A 20641-nucleotide genomic window follows, 5' to 3' on the forward strand; every position below is an offset into this window, starting at 1 on the left:
GCTCGGTCCCTTCGTTCTCGCGCGCGCGGTCGTGGTCACTTGCCCAGCACCGCCTTCATGATGTCGCCGCCGATCTGGGTGGCGTCCCCGCTGCCGTTCTCACCGGCCGACTCTAGAAACACGCCCACGGCCACCTTCGGGTCGCCGTTGTCGCGCGCATAACCCATGAACCAGCCGTGCTCGGGCGCCCCGTTGCCGTGCTCGGCGGTACCTGTCTTGCCGCCGACCTCGATCCCGTCGATCTGTGCGTTTCGCCCTGTACCGGACGAGACGACCGCGTTCATCATCTCGCGCAACTTGCTCGCGGTGTCGGCGCTGACCGGCTGACCGTACTTGTGTTCCTGCGCAGTCCGCAACGCAGAGTAGTCGGTGCCCTGGATCTCCTGCACCAGGTAAGGCGTCATCTCGGTGCCGTCGTTGGCTACGGCGCCGGCGATCATCGCCTCCTGCAGCGGCGTCTCCGCCACGTTGAACTGCCCGATCGACGACTGCGCGATCTGCGAATCGCCCTTCGGGTCGCCGGTGACGCTCTTCGCGACCGGCATGCCCTGGTCCTGGCCGAGCATCGGAATCGTCATCGACTTGTTCAGCCCGAACTGCTCCGCCTTGTCGATCACCGTGTCCGCACCGAGTTTCACCCCGAGCCGGGCGAACCCGGTGTTGCACGAGTCACGCAGCGCGACGAGCATCGTCACCTGATCCTGCGGGCAGATGGACGGCACGTCGTTGTGGATCTCGTTGCCCCCGTCGGACGGCTGGTAGCTCGACCCGGCCGGGATGTTGGTGTCCGGATTGTAGCCGTTCTCCAGTGCGGCGGCCGACACGATCACCTTCATCGTGGAACCGGGCGGCCACGGGCCGCCGCCACCCAGCGCCCGGTTCGCCATCGGGCCGGAGCCGCTGCTCGGATCGTACGAGTTCCACGCCTTCTTGATCGTGTCGTCGTCGTGGCTGGCCAGCGGGTTCGGATCGAAGCTCGGCGAGGTGACCAGGGCGAGGATCTTCCCGGTCTTCGGGTCCATCGCGACCGCCGCGCCCTTGCGGCCCTTCAACGCGTTCCAGGCAGCGTCCTGCGCCTTCGCGTTGATCGTGAGCAGCACGTTCGCCCCGGCCGACTTCTTGCCGGTCACGGTGGCGGACAGTTTCTGCGTGAGCAGCGTGTCGTCGGTGCCGTTGAGCATCGAGTTCTCGAACCGCTCGATGCCGGTGCTGCCGTAGACCAGCGAGGTGTAGCCGGTGATCGGCGCGTACTCCTCGCCCTTCGGGTAGTACCGCTGGTAGCGCAGCACGCCGCCGGTGTCCTTGCTGTACGCGACGGGGTCGCGGCCGACCATGATCGCGCCGCGCGGCGTGTCGTACGCGTCCTTCAGGATGCGCGGGTTCGCCGGGTTCTCCGCCAGGCTGCGGGCCTGGAAGAACTGCACCCGGGTCAGGTTTCCCAGCAGCGCCAGGAACAGCACGAACACCACCAGCGCGGAGCGTCGCAAGGTACGGTTCACAGCTTGATCACCTCCGTCGCGACGCTGTGCAGCTGCGGCGGTGGATTGCCGCGGCCGCCACCGGTCACCTGCCCGGGCGCACGCGCGTCGTTCGAGATCCGGATCAGCATCGCGATCAGGATCCAGTTCGCCACCAGCGACGAACCGCCATAGGACAGGAACGGTGTGGTCAGACCGGTCAGCGGAATCAGATCGGTCACCCCACCCACGATGACGAACACCTGCAACGCCACGGAGAAGGCCAGGCCGCCGGCGAGGAGCTTGCCGAACGGGTCGCGGGCCATCGTGCCCGCCTTCACCCCGCGCAACACGATCAGCAGGTAGACCAGCAGCAGCGCGGTCAGCCCGAACATGCCGAGCTCCTCGCCGATGGTGGCGACGATGAAGTCACTGCGCGGCAGCGGTACCGAGGTCGGGTCGCCGGCGCCCGGCCCGGTGCCGAGCAGGCCACCGACCCCGAGGCTGATCAGCGACCGGGACAGCTGGTACGTGTTGCCCAGCGGGTCGGACATCGGGTCGAGCCAGAAGTTGACCCGGTCGTGGAAGTTGCGGAACGGCCCGAGCCAGGTGCCGAGCGAGTACGCCACCACCGCGCCGAAGCCGAACAGGATGGCACCGATGATCAGCCAGCTGCGCCGCTCGGTGGCGATGTAGAGCATCACCACGAAGGTGCCCAGGTAGAGCAGCGAGGACCCGAGGTCCTTCTCCACCACCAGGATCAGCACGCTGAGCACCCACACCACCAGCACCGGCCCCAGGTCACGGGGCCGCGGGAACTCGATCCCGAGCACCCGCTTGCTGGCCAGCGACAGCACCTCGCGCTTGCGCACCAGGTAGTAGGCGAAGAACACGAACAGCGCGAGTTTCGCGAACTCACCGGGCTGCACGCTCGCCACCCCGGGGATCGTGATCCACACCTTCGCGTTGTTGACCTCGCTGAACCTGCCGGGCAGCAGCGCCGGGATCGCCACCAGCACGATGCCCACCAGCCCCAGCGTGTACGCGTACCGGGACAGCGTGCGGTGGTCGCGCACCACGGCGAGCACGATGCAGAAGCAGACCACGGCCACCCCGGACCACAGCACCTGCTGGATGCCGAGGCCGTCGAACGGCCCGATGCTGGCGAACTTGCTGAAGCTGTCGTCGGTCTCGCTCGGCACGTCGACCCGGTGGATCACCACCACCCCGATGCCGTTGATCAGCATCGCCAGGGGCAGCAGCACGGGATCCGCGTACGGCGCGAAGATCCGGACCAGCACGTGTGCCAGCAGCCCCAGCATCAGCACCAGGAACGGCAGCACCAGGCTGTCCAGCCGGATCGTGTCGATCAGCGCGCCCTCGCTCGCCGCGGACAGCACCACCGTGATCACGAAGCCGAACAGCAACAGCAGCAGTTCGGTGTTCCGGCCGGTACGCGCGCGTCCACCCGCCGCGGCACCCGATGGTGCCGCGGCCGGATAGGCGAGGTTGGACGAGGTCACCGGTCTGCTACCGGCCGGGTCGGCAGGCGCCGGACGGCACCGGGGACGGGGTCGGCGACGGCGACGGCGACTTGCTCGCCGAGTGCGACGGCTTCGAGGACTTGGACGCGGCCGAGCCGGTCGGCGTCGGCGACCGGTGCTTGCTCGGCGTGGCACTCGGCGCCGGTGTCGGGGTCTCGCAGACCGGCAGCATGTTCGGGTTGGTGGTGCTGTCGTCGGTCAGCTCGCGCAGGGTGTTCAGCGCGCTGGTGCGGTTCGGGCTGTCGATGCCCTGCGCGACCCGGTTGCGCACCAGCTGGGTCAGCTCGCTGGTCTTCGTGTCGCTCTTGACGTCCACAGTGGACAGCTGCAGGCCGACGACCTTGCCGGGCACGCCGCGGAACACCGCCACGTAGCCGTCGTCGGTGGCGCCCACGAAGTACTGCGCCTGGGTGTAGCGCCACACGCCGAATCCGCCGCCCGCGAGCACCACCAGCACCGCGAGCACGATCAGGCTGTTGCGCACCGGGTGCCGGCGCCGCGCCTCGGTCTCGGTCGGCTCGGCCGGCTCCGGCGGGGTGGCCGGCCGCGGCGGCTGCTGCGCCAGCGCCGCCCGGGCCGCCGGGCTGTTCGGGTCGGCCACCGTGACGTTGCCGCGGTCCTGTGCGGCGGCGCCACCGACGATCGGCGACTGCTCCGGGAACACGCCCTCCACCACGTCGGCGATGATCACCGTGACGTTGTCCGGGCCGCCGGCCCGCAGCGCCAGCTGGATCAACCGGTCCACGCACTCCTGGGTGTCCGGGATGGACCGGATCGTCTCGCTGATCGTCTCGTCGCTGACGAAGCCGTGCAGGCCGTCGCTGCAGACCAGGAAGCGGTCGCCGGCGTGCGCCTCCCGTACCGAGAACTCCGGCTCGACGTCCTCGCCCTGCAGCGCGCGGGTGATCAGCGACCGCTGCGGGTGGTTCGTCGCCTCCTCCGGCGTGATGCGGCCCTCGTCGACCAGCATCTGCACGTACGAATCGTCCTTGGTGATCTGCGTGTACTGCCCGTCGCGCAGCAGGTAGCAGCGCGAGTCGCCGACGTGGATGAGGCCGAACCGGGTGCCGGAGAACAGCAACGCGGTCAGCGTCGTACCCATGCCCTCCATCTGCGGGTTGGCCGCCACCGTGGCGCGCAGCCGCTGGTTCGCCTCGGACACCGCGTTGCGCAGCACGTCGACCAGGTCGGAGCCCGGTACGTCGTCGTCCAGCGGGGCCAGGGTGCCGATCACGATGTTGCTGGCGACGTCACCGGCGGCCATGCCGCCCATACCGTCGGCGACCGCCAGCAGCCGCGGGCCGGCGAACACCGAGTCCTGGTTGCCGTCCCGGATCAGGCCGCGGTCGGAGTGCGCGGCGAAGCGGAGGGTAAGCGTCATGAGGCGGCCTCCGGAGCGAGCATCGCAGCGAGCGCCAGCGAGCGAGGCGCGCACCGCAGGAGGGCGCCGGGGAGCACTGTCATCAGGCGGCCTCCGGAGCGGGCATCGGCGGGCGGAGGGCGACGCGGGGAAACACAGTCACGAGGGGACCTCCGCGCGGACCGAGCTGCGGGAGACAGGTCACCGCAGCGCCGGAGACGCGTTCACCGGGGGGACGGAGTGGAACGGGACACCGGAAGGTCATAGTCACGGCCGTAGCTCAAGGGCGGTGCGACCGATCCTGATCGGCACACCGAGGGGGACAGGAGTTGGTCCGGAGACCTTAGCGCGATCCAGATACGTGCCGTTGGTCGAGCCAAGGTCTTCGACGAACCAGTCCCCGTTGCGCGCCACCAGCCGGGCATGCCGGGTGGACGCATAGTCGTCGGTCAACACCAGGGTGGAATTCTCCGCCCGGCCCATCGTGATCGGGTGATCTCCCAAGGTGATCTGGGTACCGGCCAGCGGACCCTCGGTGACCACGAGCAACCGGGGCCGTCCCGGCGTGGCGCGCGGCCGCGCCGGCGGCGGCGGCACCGACGCCGGCTGCGCCCCGCGCGGCGGAGCCGCCACCAGCCGGTTGCCGCGCGAGGACGACCACAGGTCCCGCCGCACCACCCCGACGACCGCGAAGACGAAGATCCACAACAGTGCCAGGAACCCGAACCGGGCAACGACCAGGACGATCTCCGGCATCAGCCGTCCACGTGGAACGTCAGCGACGTCGTACCGAACTGGATCACGTCACCGGGCCGCAGTGCCACGGCCGAGATGCGCTGCCCGTTCACCACCGTGCCGTTGGTCGAACCGAGGTCCGTCAACACCACCCGGGTGCCGTCGAAGTCGAGCCGGGCGTGCCGGCGCGAGATCCCGACGTCGGCCAGCCGCAGCTGCGCCTGCTCGCCCCGGCCGATGATCGTCGAGCCGATCGCCAGCGCGAACTGGCGGCCGTCGTTCGACACCATCCGGGCGTTCGGCGCGCCCTGGCCCATCGGCGGCGCCGGCGGGCCGGACGTCTGGTACGCCTCCGGGCCCGGACCGGGCGGCGGCGGAGCCTGCTGGTACTGCTGCTGGTCGTACCCCTGCTGCTGGGGCGGCTGCTCCGGCTGCTGGCCACCGGTGTAGACCTCGGCGGTCACCCGGAACATGCCGGTGTCGAGCCCCTCGCCGCGCTCGATCTCGACGATGACGTCGCCGTACACCGTCCAGCCCTGTTCGCCGATGAACTCGGCCTGGGTCTGGGCCAACTCCTGCGCCAGGGCCGCCGCATACGGCGCCAGGCGACTGTGGTCGTAGGGCGAGAGATCGATCACGTACCGGTTGGGGACCAACGTGCGCCCACCGGCGAGAATCGCCTTGTGCGCCTCGGCCTCACGCTGCATGGCACTGGCGATCTCCACCGGGTGGACGACCCCCCTGAAGACCTTGGCGAAGGTGCCCTCCACCAAGTTCTCCAACCGCTTCTCGAAGCGTTGCAGAACGCTCACCGGCTCCTCCTCGGCATCCGTGACCCCGATGGTATCGGGCGAGACCACTCCCGTCGGCAGGAGCGTTCCTCCTCGTGTTAGGCTTTCGCCGCTGTCTGAGCTTGCACCATGTAGCTCGGAGAGCGGACCCGGGGCCATCGGCATCCTGGTCCGGCGGGCACTGTAACCTATGTACCCGCGAACGCCCCCGGAAATCCATGTGGATCACGGGTGCGGCCACGGGGAAGTGGCGGAATGGCAGACGCGCACGGTTCAGGTCCGTGTGCCCGAAAGGGCGTGAGGGTTCAACTCCCTCCTTCCCCACCGGATGGCGTTGGCGGTCTGTGCTCGCAGGAAGCGCGAGCGCAGGCCGCCATCCTTATGCCAGCCCGGGGGGCCGAGCCCCCCGGACCCCCGCGTTGCGAGTTCCTCGGCGCCCAGCCCTGCCGGGCGTGGTCTTCGACCAGCGACCGGCTGGGCCGGCCCGCTTCGCGGGCGGGCACCGTGGTGCTGCTGGGCGTGGTCTTCGACCAGCGACCGGCTGGGCCGGCCCGCTTCGCGGGCGGGCACCTTTTTGGTCTTCAGGCGGTCTTGATCGTGCCGCCGTCGATCACGAAATCGGAGCCGATGATGTTGCCGGCCGCCTCGGAGGCGAGGAACGTGACCAGCGCCGCCACCTCCGCCGGTTCGGTGATCCGCGGTGAGGCCATCCCGAACTGCTGCGGAATCGCGGCCAGGAAGTCCTGGTGGGCGACCCCGTTGGCGGCGGCCAGCTTCGCGCCGAACCCGTGCTCGCCGCGCCACAGCGAGCTGCCGACGACACCCGGCGACACCGTGTTGGCCCGGATGCCGCGCGGCGCGTACTCCTCGCTCAGCCGCTTGCTGAACGCGGTGAGTGCCGCCTTGGCCTCGCCGTAGCCGACCGGACTGGTGGCCGGCAGCCGGGAGTTGATCGACGAGATGCTGACGATCGCGCCGCGCCGGTCGAGCAGGCTCGGCAGCGCCGCGCGGGTCGTCCACACCGCGCTGAACAGGTTGAGGTCGAACATCCGACGCCACTGCTCGTCGTCGATGTCGAGCACGCCGCCGAGGGTCATCCGGTCGGCGTCGCCGCCGCCGACGTTGTTGACCAGGATGTCGATCCCGCCAAGTTCGGCCAGCGCGGCGTCCACCACGGACGTCGCGCCCGCGCGGGTGGACAGGTCGACGGCGACGGTCGCCGCCGCGTACTTCTCCAGCTCCGGCGTGATCGTACGGGCGGCGCCCAGTACCCGGACGCCCTCGCTGGCGAGCGCCTCGACGACGGCGAGGCCGATGCCGCGGCTGGCGCCGGTGACCACGGCGGTCTTCCCGGTGAGTGCGAGTTCCATCGGGGGTTCCTTTCTTGACCTACAGGACAAAAATTGAGGCACACGCCGGCCCGACCAGGGAGGTACGAGAGAGGTCAGAGTCCGGCGAGGGCCGAGTCGATGATGCGATGCAGCATGGGTGCGTCGTTCGTCTTCGCCATGACCCGCAGGCCGACGATCGTGTTCATCAGGAACTCCGCGTACGCGCGGGGGTCGACGTCGGGGTCGACGTCGCCGTCCCGGCGGCCGCGGGCGATCCGGTCGGCGAGTGCGGTGATGGTGTGCTCCTGCATCCGTTGTACCGCGCGCTGGATCTCCGGGTCCTGCGCGGCCAGCTCGACCGACGTGTTCACGGCGAGGCAGCCGCGGCGCACCGGGCCGGCCAGGTCCGCCTCGATCAGCGATCGCAGGAAGCCGGCGATGGCCTCGCGGGTACCCACCGGCTTCGACAGGTGCTGCTCGGCGAACTCGACGCCGAGCATGTCGTAGCGGGTCAGCGCGCGATCGAACAGGTCACGCTTGCTGGTGAAGGCGTTGTAGAGGCTGCCCTTTCCGATCCCGGTCGCCGCCGCAAGTTGGGCCGGCGAGGTGTTGAAGTAACCGTTGGTCCAGAACGCGTCCATCGCACGATCGATCACCTCGTCGTCGTCGAACTTCCGCGGCCTGGCCATGCCACCACGCTAACAGTTCTAGACCTAGGGGTCAAAAACAGGGCCGAGGCGCGGGACGACGCTCAGGCCAGGCAGCACCCCGCGGTCAGGCCGGTAGACCGACCAGTCGCGCCGATGTCGTCCACAGCCGGTCGCCGCGCGCGGGATCGGTGGTGTGCGGGGCGGTCTCGACCGGCTTGCGATCCACGAAGAACCGGCCGGTCACGCCGGCCAGCTCCGGCGCGGTCGCCAGCCAGGCCGGGGTGTCGGCGCCGACCTCCGGGCCGGGCAGCGACGCCAGGTCGAGCTCGAACGTACGGGCGACGATCTCGCGCACCTCGGGCGCCTCACCGGCGAGGCCGGTACCGCCGATGATGCCGGGATGCGCGCCGTTGACCGTGACGCCGGTGCCGGCCAACCGGCGGGCCAGCGCGAACACGAACATCGCGTTCATGTTCTTGGTCCGCCCGTACGCGCGGAACGGGCGCAGGCCGATCGGCTCCCCGAGCCGCTCCGGGTGCTCGAAGAGCAGGTCGTCCAGGTCGACCGGGGACCGGGCGAGCGACACCGGGTCGGCGCCGACCACGACGAACCGGGCCCGGTCGACCGCGTCGGCCAGCAACCGCAGCAGCAGGTACGGGGCGAGGTGGTTGACGGTGAGCACCCGCGGCACGCCGCCGGTACGGCGGTCCAGCGGCGTCACGAGGGCCGCGTTGCTGATCACGGCGTCCGGCGGCGCGGTCGCCAGCAGCCGGTCGGCGAGCGCGCGGACCTGGTCGAGTTCGGCGAGGTCGGCGCGCTCCAGGGTCAGCTCCGCGTCGGGTACCGCGGCGGCGATCCGGTCGCGCGCGGCCCGCAGTCGCTCGTCGCTGCGCCCGACCAGGGTGACAGTGGCACCCTCGCTCGCGAGGCGGCGGGCGACGGCCTCGCCGATCCCGTTGGTGGCGCCGGTGACGACTGCTCGCATGGGGTTCCTCCTCAGGTTGACGACGTCAACCTAACCGCACGAGGTTGACAACGTCAACCAGGGATAGGGTGGCGACCGTGCCCCGGACGACCCGCGATCTGCTGCTCGACGCCGCCGAACAGCTGCTCGACGCCGGCGGCGTCGAGGCGGTGACATTGCGCGAGGTCGGCCACCGGTCCGGCGTCTCGCACAACGCGCCGTACAAGCACTTCCGCAACAAGGAGGCGCTGCTCGCCGCGATCGCCGCCCGCGAACTGCGCCGCCGCCGGGACCGGCTCACCACCGCCCTCGCCGGCACCGAGCCGCCCGAGCAGGTACTGCGCCGCTCACTGCAGCGCTACGCCGAATGGGCGCAGGAGTACCCGGCCCGGTTCAAGCTGATCTACGGGCGCTGGACCACGTCCTCCGACGAACTCGCCGAGGCCGCCCACGCCGCCTCCGCGCAGCTGCTCACTGCGGTACGCGCGGCGCAGGCCACCGGCGCGCTCCCGCCCGGCGACCCGGACCGGCTGCTCGCGCTGCTCCGCGCCCTCGCGCACGGTGCCGCGGACCTCGCCCTCGCCGGCCATCTCGCCCCCGACGGCAAGGGTCACGCCGACGCCCCCGGCCTCATCGACGACCTCCTCCACTACCTCCGCCCGGCCTGAGACCCGGCGTCCGTTCGGATCGGTTCGGCAGCGGTGCCCGCTCATCGGCCGAGGGTGCGTGATCCGCTCGGCTACCGCTGGACTCGTGCGTTGCCCAGCGCCGTTGCCAGCGCCTTCTCGTAGGTCTTCCGGGCCGCGCGATGGCTGGCCCGACCGGCCTCGGTGATGCTGGTGAAGACGCCGCGCCGGTCGGCCTCGCAGAGGTAGCGGGCGAGCAGCCCGGTCGATTCGAGGCGGGCGACGAGCCGACTGGTCGTGCTCTGCGGCAGCTCGACCGCCTCCGCCAACCGCTGCATCCGAGCGTGCCCGTGTTCGGCGAGGACCGCCATGATCGCGTACTCGGAGATGCCGATCCCGTGCTGTTCCCGCACTGCGGCCTCGACCGCCGCCTCGACCTTGGTGTGCAGCCGGTGCAGTTCGTTCCAGCGCTCGCTGACGGTCGCCATCGGTACTCCTCCCGGTTCTTGTCAAAACTACATCCATGCGGAAACATCTAGGCGGAACTTTTTCACTTGGATGAATTTGAGGAGGCGGCATGCGCGCGATCGGCTTCACGGTCAACGGTGGTGAACTCGTGGAGTTCGACCGGCCGATCCCCACGCCCGGGCCGGACGAGGTCGTCGTCCGGGTCTCGTACGCCGGGGTGAACTTCGCCGAGCTCCAGCACTGGCGCGGCGACTTCGGGCCGGCCGAGCCCGGGGGCGACGTACCCGGGTTGGAGGCGGCCGGCATCGTGGCCCGGGTCGGCTCCGAGGTCACGGGGATCGCAGCCGGTGCGGCGGTGACCGCCTACCTGCCCGGCTTCGGCGGGTACGCCGAGTACGTGGTCGCGCCGGCCGCCTTCACCTACCCGATCGGGAGCCTCGACCCCATCATCGCCGCCGCGGCGCCGACGGTCCTGACCACCGCGTACGGATTGCTCGCCGGGGTCGGCCGGGTCCGGCGGCACGACAGCGTCCTCATCCACTCCGCGGCCGGCGGGGTCGGGTCGGTCGCCGCGCAGCTGGCCCGCGAGCTCGGCGCCGACTTGGTCCTGGGCACCGTCGGTGCGCCGGACAAGGCGGTGTACGCCGGGCAGTTCGGCTACGACGAGGTGCTCCCGCGCGACGCGTTCGCCGACCGGGTACGGCAACTCACCGGGGGTCGCGGCGTCGATCTCGTACTGGACCCCGTGGGCGGGCCGGCCCGGGCGACGAGCCTGGACGTGCTCGCACCGCTCGGGCGGCTCGCGGCGTACGGGGATGCCGGCGGGTACCCCGACCTGACGCTGCCCGTCCAGCCGTTGTGGAAGGGCAACCGGTCGGTCGGTGGGTTCAACATCGGCGACCTGGCTCGCCGCGCCCCGCACCTGGTCACCGAGTTCGGCCGCGCGGCCCTCGACCTGCTGGCGGCCGGCCGGATCCACGTGGACGTCACCGAGGTACTGCCGCTCGCGGACGCGCGGCGGGCGCTGGACCGGCTGGCCGCTCGGGCCAGCCGCGGCAAGCTGGTGCTCTCGGTCTGAGCCGGCAGGTCGTCGGCTCCGCTCAGCCGGTGGTCGGCGAGCGCCGGCAGCATCGGGGCTTGAGGCCGGGCATGGTCGGGTCAGCAGGTGGGGTCGGTGGCGTCGTGCAGGGCGACGAGGAGGCGGGTGAGTTCGGCCCGGTCGGTCGGGGAGAGGGCGAGGAACAGGTCCTCGGCGGCCTGCCGGCGGGTGTCCCGCAGTTGCTGGAGCAGCTCGGTACCGGCGGGGGTGAGGACGACGAGCACCGAGCGCCGGTCGTCCGGGTCGGGGCTGCGGGCGACGAGGCCGAGCTCCTCCAACGCGTCCACGACCGCGGTGGCGGAGCGCGGCACGATGTCGAGCCGGGCGGCGAGCGCGACGATGCGCAGCGGGCGGTCGCTGTGTGAGATGACCCGCAGCGCGCGGGCCTGCGCCGGGGTCAGCCCGACCGGGGCGAGGTGCTCGGCGGACCGATGCCGGATCCGTTTGCCCAGCCGGAAGAACAGGTCGGCGAGCTGCGCGGTCGAACTGTCGGGCGTGGTCACCGTCGACTCCTGGTGCTGCTGCTCGGGTGTCGGTAGTTTGACATCCTCCCTGCCCTAGAGGGCGGAGATTCCCTCCACGCTGCGCATGGAACACGCGGCGCCCGGGTGGGTTACCGCTTCACGGCGCTGCGCCGGCACGGATGCCGGTCTTACCTGCGCTCCACGGTCGTTTGAGTTGTCCGCCTGCCCGGCGGCCAACACGTTGATTGCAGCGTTGATGTCCCGGTCGTGGACGGCGCCACACAGGCAGGTCCACGACCGCATGTGCAGCGGCTTGCGTTCGGATACGACACCACACGTTGAGCACATGCGGGTCGACGGGAACCACCGGCCTACCCGCCCGAAGGACCGCCCGTACCGGGCGGCCTTGTACTCCAGCATCGCCGTGAACTGCGCCCAGCCCGCGTCGTGCACCGACTTCGCGAGCCGGGTCCGGCTCAGACCGGCCACGCACAGGTCCTCGACGTACACCGCTTGGTTGTCACCGATGATCGTCGTGGACAGCTTGTGGTGGTGGTCTCGCCGCGCGTCTGCCACCTTGGCGTGCGCCTTGGCGACACGAACGACGGCCTTCTTCCGGTTGTTGCTGCCCTTGGCCTTGCGAGACAGAGCGCGCTGCACCTTGCGGAGTTTTCGTTCGGCACGGCGCAGGAACTTCGGGGATGCGATCTTCCGGCCGTCGGAGAGCACAGCGAAGTGGGTCAGGCCCAGGTCGATACCCACCTGAGACTCAACCGGCGGCAACGTCTCGTCGTCGGCTGTGGTCACCACCAACGACGCGAAGTACCGGCCGGCCGGGTCCTTGATGACCGCCACGCTCGACGGCGCCGACGGCAGCTTCCGCGACCAGCGCACCGCAAGGTCGCCGATCTTCGGCAGCCGCAGCCTGCCGTTGTCCAGCAACCGGAACCGGGAGTTCTTGGTGAACCGGATGGCCTGCCGGTGGTCCTTACGTGACCGGAACCGGGGCGGAGCCAGCTTGCGGCCGTTGCGGCGGCCGGTGACCGAGGCGAAGAAGTTGCGGAACGCTGCGTTGAGATCTGCGAGGGCCTGCTGCAACACCACTGCCGAGACGTCGCCCAGCCACGCCCGTTCGGGCGTGGCCTTGGCCTCGGTGATGATCCGCTTGGACAGCTCGGCGTCCGAGAGGTACGGCAGCCCAGCCTCGCGGGCCTGTTGCCGTGCGCGCAGCGCGTCGTTGTACACCACCCGCGCGCACCCGAAAGCCCGCGCCAGCGCGATCTGCTGGCCGGGCGTCGGGTAAACGCGGAACTGGTAACGGAGCTGCACGATCGATACTCTACCATATTGGTTTATGGCTGAACTTGAAGACATTCGCACTGGCAGACACTGCATTTTTGTCATGCACGTCCACTTGGTTTTCGTCACGAAGTTCCGGCACAAGGTGTTCACCGACCGGCACCTGACCCGGACCGAACAGATCATGCGGGACGTCTGCCATGACTTCGAGGCCGAGCTGGTCGAGTTCAACGGCGAGAACAACCACGTCCACCTGCTGGTCAACTACCCACCCAAAGTCGCCGTGGCCCGCCTGGTCAACTCCCTCAAGGGCGTGTCCTCTCGGCGGCTGCGGCAGGAGTTCCCCGACCTTGTGCGCCACTACTACCGGGCCAACAAGTTGTGGTCAGGCTCGTACTTCGCGGGCTCCGTTGCCGGGGCACCACTGAGCATCGTGCGTCAGTACATCGAACAGCAGAACCATCCCGGTTAAGGCACTGCCCGGGCCTTCACGGCCCTCCGGTGCGGGCACTCACCCCCGGCCTGAAGGCCGGAGCACTGGCCGCACTCCCGGTAGCGGCCGGAACATGATTGCGAGTCTACCTCTTTAAGAGCTAGTCTCGTGATGGCCCGAACGTCCGGCCGTGCTCCCAGCGCGCCGCTGGTCCCGGGCCGATCACGTTCGTCAACCCCTCGGAGCGCTCCTGCTGTGACCGATGATTCCCGTACCGAACGTCCCTCGCTGGCGCGGATCGCCCGGTTGTTCCGGCCGTACCGGCGCCGGCTCTTCGTGGTCCTTGCCCTGATCGTGGCCTCCGCCGGCCTGTCCACCGTGTCGCCGTTCCTGCTCCGGGCGGTGCTCGACGACGCCATCCCGCAGCGCGACGTGTGGCTGCTGACCTGGCTGGTCCTCGGCATGATCGGGGTACCGGTGGTCACCAGCGCCGCCGAGGTCTGGCAGTCCTGGCTGTCCAACACCGTCGGCCAGCGCGTCATGCACGACCTGCGTACCGGCGTGTACCGGCACCTGCAGCGGATGTCGCTGGCCTTCTTCACCCGCACCCGTACCGGCGAGGTGCAGTCCCGGCTGGCCAACGACATCGGCGGCGTGCAGAACGTGCTCACCTCGACGATCACCTCGACCGTCGGCAACGTCACGACCGTCATCGCCGCGGTCGTCGCAATGGTCGCCCTGGACTGGCGGCTCGCCGTACTGTCGCTCGCGCTGCTGCCGGTGTTCGTCTGGCTTTCTCGCCGGGTCGGCGCCGAACGCAAGGCGATCCGCCGGCGCAACCAGCAGCAGCTCGCCGCGATGTCCGCGCTGGTCGAGGAGTCGCTGTCGGTGTCGGGCATCCTGCTCGGCAAGACGCTGGGCCGCAGTTCGGTGCTCGCGGACCGATTCGCCGGCGAGTCGGACCGGCTGTCCGGGCTGCAGGTCGACGCGGTGATGGCCGGGCGCTGGCGGATGTCCGCGGTGTCGATCACCTACGCGGTGCTGCCCGCCGTCGTCTACTGGGTGGCCGGGCTGAGTCTCGCGCACGGCGGCACCCTGGTGTCCATCGGCACCCTGGTCGCCTTCACCACGCTGCAGACCCGGCTGTTCCGGCCACTGGTCTCGCTGCTCGGCGTCGGCGTCGAGGTGCAGACCTCGCTCGCCCTGTTCGGCCGCGTCTTCGAGTACCTCGACCTGCCGGTCGACCTGGCGCCCGGCCCGCGGTCGCTGCCGGCCGTGCGCGGCGAGGTGGCGCTCCGCGACGTCTCCTTCTCGTACGAGCCGGATGGCGGCGCGGCCGCGCTCACCGGCATCGACCTGACCGTACCGGCGGGGTCGACGCTGGCGGTGGTCGGCGCGACCGGCTCGGGCAAGACGACGCTCGGCTACCTCGTCGCCCGGCTGTACGACGTGACCGACGGTGCGGTGACCATCGACGGCGTCGATGTCCGCGAGCTGGACACCGCCTCGCTGACCGGCGCGGTCGGTGTGGTGTCCCAGGAGACGTACCTGTTCCACGCGTCGGTGGCGGAGAACCTGCGGTTCGCGAAGGCCGACGCCACCGACGCGGAGCTGGTCGCCGCCTGCCGAGCGGCCCGGATCCACGACCAGATCGCGGCGCTGCCGGACGGGTACGACACGGTCGTGGGCGAGCGCGGCTACCGGTTCTCCGGCGGGGAGAAGCAGCGCATCGCGATCGCCCGGATGCTGCTGCGCAACCCGCCGATCCTGATCCTGGACGAGGCGACGAGCGCGCTGGACACCCGCACCGAGCGGGACGTGCAGCGGGCGCTCGACACCCTGGCCCAGGGGCGTACCACGATCGCGATCGCGCACCGGCTGTCCACGATCCGGCACGCGGACCGGATCGTGGTGCTGGACGGCGGCCGGGTGGCCGAGTCCGGTACCCACGACGAGCTGATCGCCGCCGGCGACCGCTACGCCGCCCTGGCCGCCGCCTGACCGTCCACTGTGGATCCCTGCCGCGCCGGCGGCCGAAACCCACTGTGGAGCACGGCACGGCACGGGGGCACGGCGCCGGAGACGATCGCCGCCCGGCCGGGACAGGGTACGGAGCTGGGCGACGAGATGACCGTCACCCGCCGTGGCACGGGGCCGGGCGACGAGACGATCGCCGCCCGGCCCCGCAACGCCGCCCCCCGTTACGCGGCGCCGATGTCGCGGCGGCGCAGGCCGACCAGGCCGAGCGCGGTCAGCGCGATCGCCACCAGCGCCAGCACGATCAGCGGGGTCGCCGTCACCGTGCCGCCGAGCACGGTCGGTGTGTGCGTGAACGGCGAAACGTCCCGCACCCGCTGGTCGAGCTTGAGCAGGTCACCGAACTGGCCGATCGCGACGAACAGCCCGAGCAGCCCCCAGGCGGCCACCGACCAGCGCGGCAGCAGGCCGATCAGCGCGATCGTGATCCCGGCCAGGACCAGCGCGGCCGGCAGCTGCGCCAGGGCCGCGCCGAGCAGCCGGCCGATCTGGTGGCCGACGTCGTCCCCGCCCCGGCCGAGCCCGGCGAACAGGCCCATCAGCATCAGCAGCCAGGTACCGCCGAGCGTCGCGACGGTGATGTGGCTCGCCGCCCAGCGCAGCCGGGCCACCGGCGTGGCAAGTACCGGCTCGGCCCGGTACGCGGTCTCCTCGCTGCGCATCCGCAGCAGCGACTGGATCAGGTACACCGCCACCACCAGCGCGGCGAGCGCCATGCAGAACGACAGGTACGAGTCGACCAGCGCCTGCTGGCCGCCCAGCGCCCGGAGCATGTCCCGGACGCCCTTGCTCGCGGCGAAGTCGTCCAGCCCGTTGGAGACGCTGCCGAGGGCGCCACCGAGCACCGCGAACCCGACCGACCAGCCGAGCAAGGTACCGCGGTGCAGCCGCCATGCCAGCCCGAACGGACCGGACAGGATCCGGCTCGCCGCCGGCCGTCCCAGCCGCGCCGGCAGCAGCCCGGCACCGAGGTCGCGGCGACCGGCCAGCAGGTATCCGACGACCAGCAGGGCGAGCAGCGCGACCACCGGCGGCGCGAGCAGCCACCAGTGGGGCTGCGGCGCGAACGCGCGGAACCGGACCAGCCAGCCCATCGGCGACAGCCAGTCCAGCCAGGAGATCTGGCTGGTGGTGTCGCCGAGCGCGCGGAGCAGGAACGCGACCGCGAGCACTGCGGCGGCGATCCCGTTGGCAGCCCGGGAACTCTCCGTCAGCTGCGCGGTGAGCGCGGCGAGGCCGGTGAACACGAACCCGACCAGCGCGAGGGCCAGCGCGTAGCCGAACGAGGGCCCGGCGCCGACGCTGCCGGCCATCAGCCCCAGCCCGACCAGCGGGATCGACACCACGTTGGTCAGCAGCGCGACGAGCACGCCGGCGGTGAGCGCCGAGTACCGTCCCGCCACGCCGGCGCGGATCAGCTCCAGCCGGCCCGGCTCCTCGTCGCCGCGGGTGTGTCGGGTGACGACGAAGATGCTGAGCAGGCCGAGCAGCACCGTGCCCATCGTGTTCATCTTCCAGGTGGACAGGCCGCCGAGGGTGCCCACGTCCCAGGAGGGGCCGTACATGGCGACGGTCGCCGGAGTGGCGCCGGCGCTGCCGGCCAGCTGGTCGCGGGACGCGGCCGAACCGAACAGGTCCTTGACGCTGAGCGAGGACATGATGGTGAGCAGGAACAGCACGCCGAGCCAGATCGGCACCATCAGCCGGTCCCGCCGCAGCGCGAGCCGGACCAGGGTGCCGGTACCGACGAAGGAATGCTGCCCGCCGCCGGAGTCCGTGCGCGGTGCGGCGGCCGGCGTGCGCTCGGCGGTGTCGGTCCCGCCGCCGCGGGCCGGTGCGCGTCGGGTGCTGGTCATGCCGTCACCGCCGGCTCGTCCTGCTCGTAGTGGCGCAGGAACAGCTCCTCCAGGGTCGGCGGCTGGCTGGTGAGGCTGCGCACGCCGATCGCGGTGAGGTGCCGGAGCAGCTCGTCCAGCTTGACTGTGTCGACCTCGCAGGTCAGCCGGTTGCCCTCGGCGACCAGGTCGTACACCCCGGGCAGCGCGGCGACGCCGTCGACCGGCCCGGCGAGCTCGGCGGTGACCGAGGTACGGGTGAGGTGGCGCAGCTCGGCGAGCGTTCCGGTCTCCACGGTGCGGCCGGTGCGGATGATGCTGACCCGGTCGCAGAGCGCCTCGACCTCGGACAGGATGTGGCTGGAAAGCAGCACGGTCCGCCCGCTCTTGCGCTCGGCCTGGATGCAGTCGGCGAAGACCTGCTCCATCAGCGGGTCGAGACCGGAGGTCGGCTCGTCCAGGATCAGCAGTTCGCAGTCCGAGGCGAGCGCGGCGACCAGGGCGACCTTCTGCCGGTTGCCCTTCGAGTAGGTCCTGGCCTTCTTGCGCGGGTCGAGGTCGAACCGGTCGAGCAAATCCTTGCGCCGCACCGGATCGAGCCCGCCGCGCAGCCGGCCGAGCAGGTCGATGACCTCGCCGCCGGAGAGGGTGGGCCACAGGTTGACGTCGCCCGGCACGTACGCGAGGCGGCGGTGCAGCGTGGTGGCGTCGCGCCAGGGGTCGCCGTCGAGCAGGGTGACGGTGCCCGCGTCGGCGCGCAGCAGACCGAGCAGGACGCGGATCGTGGTCGACTTGCCCGCGCCGTTCGGACCGAGGAAGCCGTGCACCTCGCCGGTGGCGACGTGCAGATCGAGCCCGTCGAGGGCCCGGGTGCGGCCGAACTGCTTCACCAGTCCGGTCGCCGAGATGGCGTTGTCCATGCCATCGACGCTACACTGAATTCATAATTTTGTGAATGTAGTGAAGGGCATAAACTCGCAGTACGACGATTCGAGGTACGAGGAGGCGACGTGACCAGGGCCGACAGCGACGAGCAGGCTGTTACCGCGGTGGAGCGATACCGGGAACGGCTCGGCTCGGTGGTCGCCAGCCTCGGCGTGCCGCGGATGCCGGCCCGGGTGTTTGCCGCCCTGTTCGTGGCCGAGACCGGCCGGCTGACCGCGGCCGAGCTGGCGGAGACGCTGAAGGTCAGCCCCGCCGCGGTGTCCGGCGCGACCCGTTACCTGACCGACGTCGGGATGGCCTTCCGGGAACGCGAACCGGGCAGCCGCCGGGACCACTACACGGTCCGCGACGACATGTGGCAGCAGGCGATCTCCACCCGGGCGCCGATCATGAAGCACGTCGTGGAGGCGCTGCGGGACGGCGTGGCCGTGGTGGGCACGGACACGCACGCCGGCCGCCGGGCGATGGAGACCGTGAACTTCTTCCAGTTCCTGGAGAAGGAGATGACCGGCCTGATGAACCGGTGGGAGGCGCACCGCGCCACCCTGACCGGTTGATCAGCCGGTCGGCCAGGAGCGGTCCCGGATCTCGACCAGCCGGGTACGGGTGGCGTCGTCGCAGGCCGCCCCCGTGATGCCCGCGTCGAACGCCGCGCGGCCGGTCATCCCGAGCTTCTCCGCCAGCTCGTACTCCCGGCCCAGGTCGGTGTCGAACATCGCCGGGTCGTCGGTGTTGATCGTGCACTGCGCGCCGGCCGCGAGCAGCGTCGGCAGCGGATGCTCGGCCGGGTCGGCGACCACCCTGGTGCGCAGGTTGGAGGTCGGGCAGACGTCCAGCACGATGCCGGCGTCGACGATCTCGGCCAGCAACGCCGGGTCCTGCGCGGCGCCGATGCCGTGCCGGATCCGGTCCGGCCGCAGCAGGTCGAGCACCTCCCGCATCGACTCCGGGCCGGTGGTCTCGCCGCTGTGCGGCACGATCGCCAGGCCACCGTCGCGGGCGATGTCGAACGCCCGCACGTACGGCTGGACCGAGCGGCCGACCTCCATCCCGCCGACGCCGAACCCGACGATGCCGCGGTCGGCGTACCGCACCGACCAGCGCGCGCACTCCTCGGCGAGGTCCACCGGGCAGCCGTTGCGGTACAGGTCGGGGGTGAGCCGCACCTCGACGCCGTGCCGCTCGCGGGCGGCGACGATGCCGTCGCAGTACCCCTCGAACATGGTGGCCCAGTCGATGCCCTGCTGGACCCGCTCGGGCGGGGAGAAGATGCCCTCCACGTACACCGCGCCGTACCCGGCGGCCTCGGCGGCGTAGTCGACCACGATCTGCTCGAAGTCCGCCGCGCTGCGGAGGCAGTTCGTGGTCAGCTGCCAGACTCGGATGAAGTGGGCGAAATCGGTGAACTCGTACAGGCCGGCCAGGCCCTCGACGGTGTCCGCCGGCAGCGTCTCGCCGTTGCGGCGCGCGATGTCGAGCAGCGTGTGCGCCCGGATCGCACCTTCCAGGTGCACGTGCAGTTCGATCTTCGGATAGTTCGGCACCCTGCAGAAACTAACGCGTCGTCCGCCGTCGACGGTGCCGGCCGGGCCGCCGCCAGCGCTCCCGCCGATCGACGGGCCGGCCAGCCGAGCGGGTTCGCGCCGGCCAAGGCCCGGGTCGCCCCGGCGGTTGTGGAGTCGGTCACAGCAGCGCCCCGTTCCCCGACGTCCCGGCGCGCCCGCCGCGCGCCCGCCGGCCCGGCGGGGAGTGAGATTCGGCAATGCCGTGGGCGCCCGGTGATCTTCGTTGGACGATGGAAACCGTGACCCTGACCGACGAAGCGGCGAAGGAGGGGACCGAGCCGGTGGCCCGGCCCCGCTGGTGGCTCGCGCCGGCGAGGTGGTGGCGGGAGCTGCTGATCATCGGCATCGGGTTCGGTCTCTACACGTTCATCCAGCACCAGATCAACGTCTCGCCGGCGCCCGCGGTACGGCACGCGAACGCGTTCCTGGCCGCCGAGCGGTGGCTCGGCATCGACGTGGAGGCGCCGCTGAACGGCGCGCTCGCCGGTCACCCGACGCTCGCCACCGTGGCCAACGACTACTACGTGCTGCTGCACGAGGTGGTCACGCCGGCGGTGATCCTCTGGCTGTTCCTGCGCCGCCGGGCCGCGTACCCGTACGCCCGGTTCCTGTTGGCCGTGCCGACGCTGCTCGGCTTCGTCCTCTACTACGCCGTACCGGTCGCGCCGCCCCGGCTGGTGCCCGGCGCCGGGATCGTCGACACCATGGCGGTCTTCCCCGGCATCGGGGACTACTCCAGCGGCCCGATGGAGCACACCGCGGCGCAGTTCGCGGCGTTCCCCAGCCTGCACTTCGCCTGGGCGCTGTGGGCCGGTGCGATGGTGTTCTGGCTGGTCCGGCACCGGCTCGTGCGGGCCCTGGCGGTCTGCTACCCGGCCTGTACCGGCCTGGTGGTGCTCGCCACCGGCAACCACTTCGTGATCGACCTGGCCGGCGGTGCCGTGGTCACCGCCTGCGGCATCGGCCTGCTGCGGCTGCTGCGGCCGGTCAGCGAGACGGTCGTCCTGCGGTCCGCGCCCGAATCGAGCTCCTGACCCG

At 71.0% G+C, this 20641-nt stretch carries 20 protein-coding genes and 1 tRNA gene; 7 read left to right on the plus strand and 14 right to left on the minus strand.

All coding sequences use genetic code 11. From position 1 onward, the window contains the following. Nucleotides 1–35 precede the first annotated feature (35 nt). The 5 genes from Asera_RS06155 to Asera_RS06175 all read right to left on the minus strand — a co-directional run bounded on the left by Asera_RS06155 (nucleotide 36) and on the right by Asera_RS06175 (nucleotide 5908). On the minus strand, nucleotides 36–1499 hold the full coding sequence (locus Asera_RS06155; RefSeq protein WP_030445366.1) for a peptidoglycan D,D-transpeptidase FtsI family protein: 1464 nt from the start codon (nucleotides 1497–1499) through the stop codon (nucleotides 36–38). Next, a complete protein-coding gene (locus Asera_RS06160; protein WP_030445367.1) occupies nucleotides 1496–2980 on the minus strand; it encodes an FtsW/RodA/SpoVE family cell cycle protein in 1485 nt (494 codons plus the stop codon). The genes Asera_RS06155 and Asera_RS06160 overlap by 4 nt, the downstream gene beginning before the upstream one ends. A 7-nt stretch (nucleotides 2981–2987) precedes the next feature. Next, nucleotides 2988–4382, minus strand: a complete 1395-nt coding sequence (locus Asera_RS06165) for a PP2C family protein-serine/threonine phosphatase (RefSeq protein WP_030445368.1) — start codon at nucleotides 4380–4382, stop codon at nucleotides 2988–2990. 246 nt (nucleotides 4383–4628) lie between these two features. Further along, nucleotides 4629–5117 carry an FHA domain-containing protein FhaB/FipA gene (locus Asera_RS06170; protein WP_030445369.1) on the minus strand — a complete coding sequence of 163 codons (489 nt, stop codon included), beginning with the start codon at nucleotides 5115–5117 and terminating at the stop codon, nucleotides 4629–4631. Next, nucleotides 5117–5908: an FHA domain-containing protein gene (locus Asera_RS06175; protein ID WP_030445370.1), complete on the minus strand. Its 792-nt coding sequence runs from the start codon at nucleotides 5906–5908 to the stop codon at nucleotides 5117–5119. The genes Asera_RS06170 and Asera_RS06175 overlap by 1 nt, the downstream gene beginning before the upstream one ends. A 220-nt stretch (nucleotides 5909–6128) precedes the next feature. On the opposite strand from Asera_RS06175, the gene Asera_RS06180 reads away from it, so the two are divergent. Beyond that, nucleotides 6129–6211: transfer RNA gene (locus Asera_RS06180), tRNA-Leu, on the plus strand. Nucleotides 6212–6468: 257 nt separating this feature from the next. Here Asera_RS06180 and Asera_RS06185 read toward each other — a convergent pair. The 3 genes from Asera_RS06185 to Asera_RS06195 form a co-directional block, all read right to left on the minus strand. Beyond that, nucleotides 6469–7257, minus strand: a complete 789-nt coding sequence (locus tag Asera_RS06185) for an SDR family oxidoreductase (RefSeq protein WP_030445371.1) — start codon at nucleotides 7255–7257, stop codon at nucleotides 6469–6471. Between the two features lie 74 nt (nucleotides 7258–7331). Continuing rightward, entirely contained in the window at nucleotides 7332–7907 is a 576-nt protein-coding gene (locus Asera_RS06190; RefSeq protein ID WP_030445372.1) for a TetR/AcrR family transcriptional regulator, read from the minus strand. An 85-nt stretch (nucleotides 7908–7992) separates the two neighbouring features. Then, on the minus strand, nucleotides 7993–8853 hold the full coding sequence (locus tag Asera_RS06195) for an SDR family NAD(P)-dependent oxidoreductase (RefSeq protein ID WP_035295906.1): 861 nt from the start codon (nucleotides 8851–8853) through the stop codon (nucleotides 7993–7995). A gap of 77 nt (nucleotides 8854–8930) precedes the next feature. Between Asera_RS06195 and Asera_RS06200 the strand changes: the two genes are divergently transcribed. Next, nucleotides 8931–9500, plus strand: a complete 570-nt coding sequence (locus tag Asera_RS06200) for a TetR/AcrR family transcriptional regulator (RefSeq protein WP_030445374.1) — start codon at nucleotides 8931–8933, stop codon at nucleotides 9498–9500. Between the two features lie 71 nt (nucleotides 9501–9571). On the opposite strand, the gene Asera_RS06205 is transcribed toward Asera_RS06200, so the two are convergent. After that, a complete protein-coding gene (locus Asera_RS06205; RefSeq protein ID WP_051801995.1) occupies nucleotides 9572–9946 on the minus strand; it encodes a MarR family winged helix-turn-helix transcriptional regulator in 375 nt (124 codons plus the stop codon). An 89-nt stretch (nucleotides 9947–10035) separates the two neighbouring features. On the opposite strand from Asera_RS06205, the gene Asera_RS06210 reads away from it, so the two are divergent. Further along, on the plus strand, nucleotides 10036–11004 hold the full coding sequence (locus Asera_RS06210; RefSeq protein ID WP_030445376.1) for a quinone oxidoreductase family protein: 969 nt from the start codon (nucleotides 10036–10038) through the stop codon (nucleotides 11002–11004). An 80-nt stretch (nucleotides 11005–11084) separates the two neighbouring features. Here the strand turns inward: Asera_RS06210 and Asera_RS06215 are convergent, their stop codons facing one another. Both Asera_RS06215 and Asera_RS06220 read right to left on the minus strand, forming a co-directional pair. After that, entirely contained in the window at nucleotides 11085–11528 is a 444-nt protein-coding gene (locus Asera_RS06215; RefSeq protein ID WP_030445377.1) for a MarR family winged helix-turn-helix transcriptional regulator, read from the minus strand. Between the two features lie 54 nt (nucleotides 11529–11582). Then, nucleotides 11583–12818, minus strand: coding sequence for an RNA-guided endonuclease InsQ/TnpB family protein (locus Asera_RS06220; RefSeq protein WP_030445378.1), 1236 nt, complete (start codon nucleotides 12816–12818; stop codon nucleotides 11583–11585). A 25-nt stretch (nucleotides 12819–12843) separates the two neighbouring features. On the opposite strand from Asera_RS06220, the gene tnpA reads away from it, so the two are divergent. Further along, nucleotides 12844–13260, plus strand: coding sequence for an IS200/IS605 family transposase (gene tnpA / locus Asera_RS06225; protein WP_030445379.1), 417 nt, complete (start codon nucleotides 12844–12846; stop codon nucleotides 13258–13260). Between the two features lie 132 nt (nucleotides 13261–13392). Further along, nucleotides 13393–15222 carry an ABC transporter ATP-binding protein gene (locus Asera_RS06230; protein WP_084131079.1) on the plus strand — a complete coding sequence of 610 codons (1830 nt, stop codon included), beginning with the start codon at nucleotides 13393–13395 and terminating at the stop codon, nucleotides 15220–15222. Nucleotides 15223–15422: 200 nt separating this feature from the next. On the opposite strand, the gene Asera_RS06235 is transcribed toward Asera_RS06230, so the two are convergent. Both Asera_RS06235 and Asera_RS06240 read right to left on the minus strand, forming a co-directional pair. Next, nucleotides 15423–17114: an ABC transporter permease gene (locus tag Asera_RS06235; RefSeq protein WP_030445381.1), complete on the minus strand. Its 1692-nt coding sequence runs from the start codon at nucleotides 17112–17114 to the stop codon at nucleotides 15423–15425. After that, nucleotides 17111–18013 (minus strand): ABC transporter ATP-binding protein, encoded by a 903-nt coding sequence (locus Asera_RS06240; protein WP_030445382.1) that lies wholly within the window; start codon nucleotides 18011–18013, stop codon nucleotides 17111–17113. Before Asera_RS06240 ends, Asera_RS06235 begins: the two co-directional genes overlap by 4 nt. Before the next feature lie 90 nt (nucleotides 18014–18103). Here Asera_RS06240 and Asera_RS06245 point away from each other — a divergent pair, with 90 nt between their 5' ends. Further along, nucleotides 18104–18595, plus strand: a complete 492-nt coding sequence (locus tag Asera_RS06245) for a GbsR/MarR family transcriptional regulator (protein ID WP_030445383.1) — start codon at nucleotides 18104–18106, stop codon at nucleotides 18593–18595. Here the strand turns inward: Asera_RS06245 and add are convergent, their stop codons facing one another. Continuing rightward, entirely contained in the window at nucleotides 18596–19582 is a 987-nt protein-coding gene (add, locus tag Asera_RS06250) for an adenosine deaminase (RefSeq protein WP_030445384.1), read from the minus strand. 251 nt (nucleotides 19583–19833) lie between these two features. On the opposite strand from add, the gene Asera_RS06255 reads away from it, so the two are divergent. Continuing rightward, complete coding sequence (locus Asera_RS06255; protein WP_051801997.1) at nucleotides 19834–20637, plus strand: phosphatase PAP2 family protein; 804 nt, start codon at nucleotides 19834–19836, stop codon at nucleotides 20635–20637. Nucleotides 20638–20641: the final 4 nt, after the last annotated feature.

It is taken from the genome of Actinocatenispora sera (genome assembly GCF_018324685.1).
Classification (GTDB): Bacteria; Actinomycetota; Actinomycetes; order Mycobacteriales; family Micromonosporaceae; genus Actinocatenispora; species Actinocatenispora sera.

What these genes read in the sequence shown, in the direction of transcription:
- Asera_RS06230 (WP_084131079.1), top strand. Translation starts at nt 13,393, where the DNA reads ATGGCCCGAACGTCCGGCCGTGCTCCCAGCGCGCCGCTGGTCCCGGGC.
- Asera_RS06170 (WP_030445369.1), bottom strand. Translation starts at nt 5,117, where the DNA reads ATGCCGGAGATCGTCCTGGTCGTTGCCCGGTTCGGGTTCCTGGCACTG.
- Asera_RS06240 (WP_030445382.1), bottom strand. Translation starts at nt 18,013, where the DNA reads ATGGACAACGCCATCTCGGCGACCGGACTGGTGAAGCAGTTCGGCCGC.
- Asera_RS06235 (WP_030445381.1), bottom strand. Translation starts at nt 17,114, where the DNA reads ATGACCAGCACCCGACGCGCACCGGCCCGCGGCGGCGGGACCGACACC.
- Asera_RS06210 (WP_030445376.1), top strand. Translation starts at nt 10,036, where the DNA reads ATGCGCGCGATCGGCTTCACGGTCAACGGTGGTGAACTCGTGGAGTTC.
- Asera_RS06165 (WP_030445368.1), bottom strand. Translation starts at nt 4,382, where the DNA reads ATGACGCTTACCCTCCGCTTCGCCGCGCACTCCGACCGCGGCCTGATC.
- Asera_RS06255 (WP_051801997.1), top strand. Translation starts at nt 19,834, where the DNA reads ATGGAAACCGTGACCCTGACCGACGAAGCGGCGAAGGAGGGGACCGAG.
- Asera_RS06195 (WP_035295906.1), bottom strand. Translation starts at nt 8,853, where the DNA reads ATGCGAGCAGTCGTCACCGGCGCCACCAACGGGATCGGCGAGGCCGTC.
- Asera_RS06190 (WP_030445372.1), bottom strand. Translation starts at nt 7,907, where the DNA reads ATGGCCAGGCCGCGGAAGTTCGACGACGACGAGGTGATCGATCGTGCG.
- Asera_RS06185 (WP_030445371.1), bottom strand. Translation starts at nt 7,257, where the DNA reads ATGGAACTCGCACTCACCGGGAAGACCGCCGTGGTCACCGGCGCCAGC.
- tnpA (WP_030445379.1), top strand. Translation starts at nt 12,844, where the DNA reads ATGGCTGAACTTGAAGACATTCGCACTGGCAGACACTGCATTTTTGTC.
- Asera_RS06205 (WP_051801995.1), bottom strand. Translation starts at nt 9,946, where the DNA reads ATGGCGACCGTCAGCGAGCGCTGGAACGAACTGCACCGGCTGCACACC.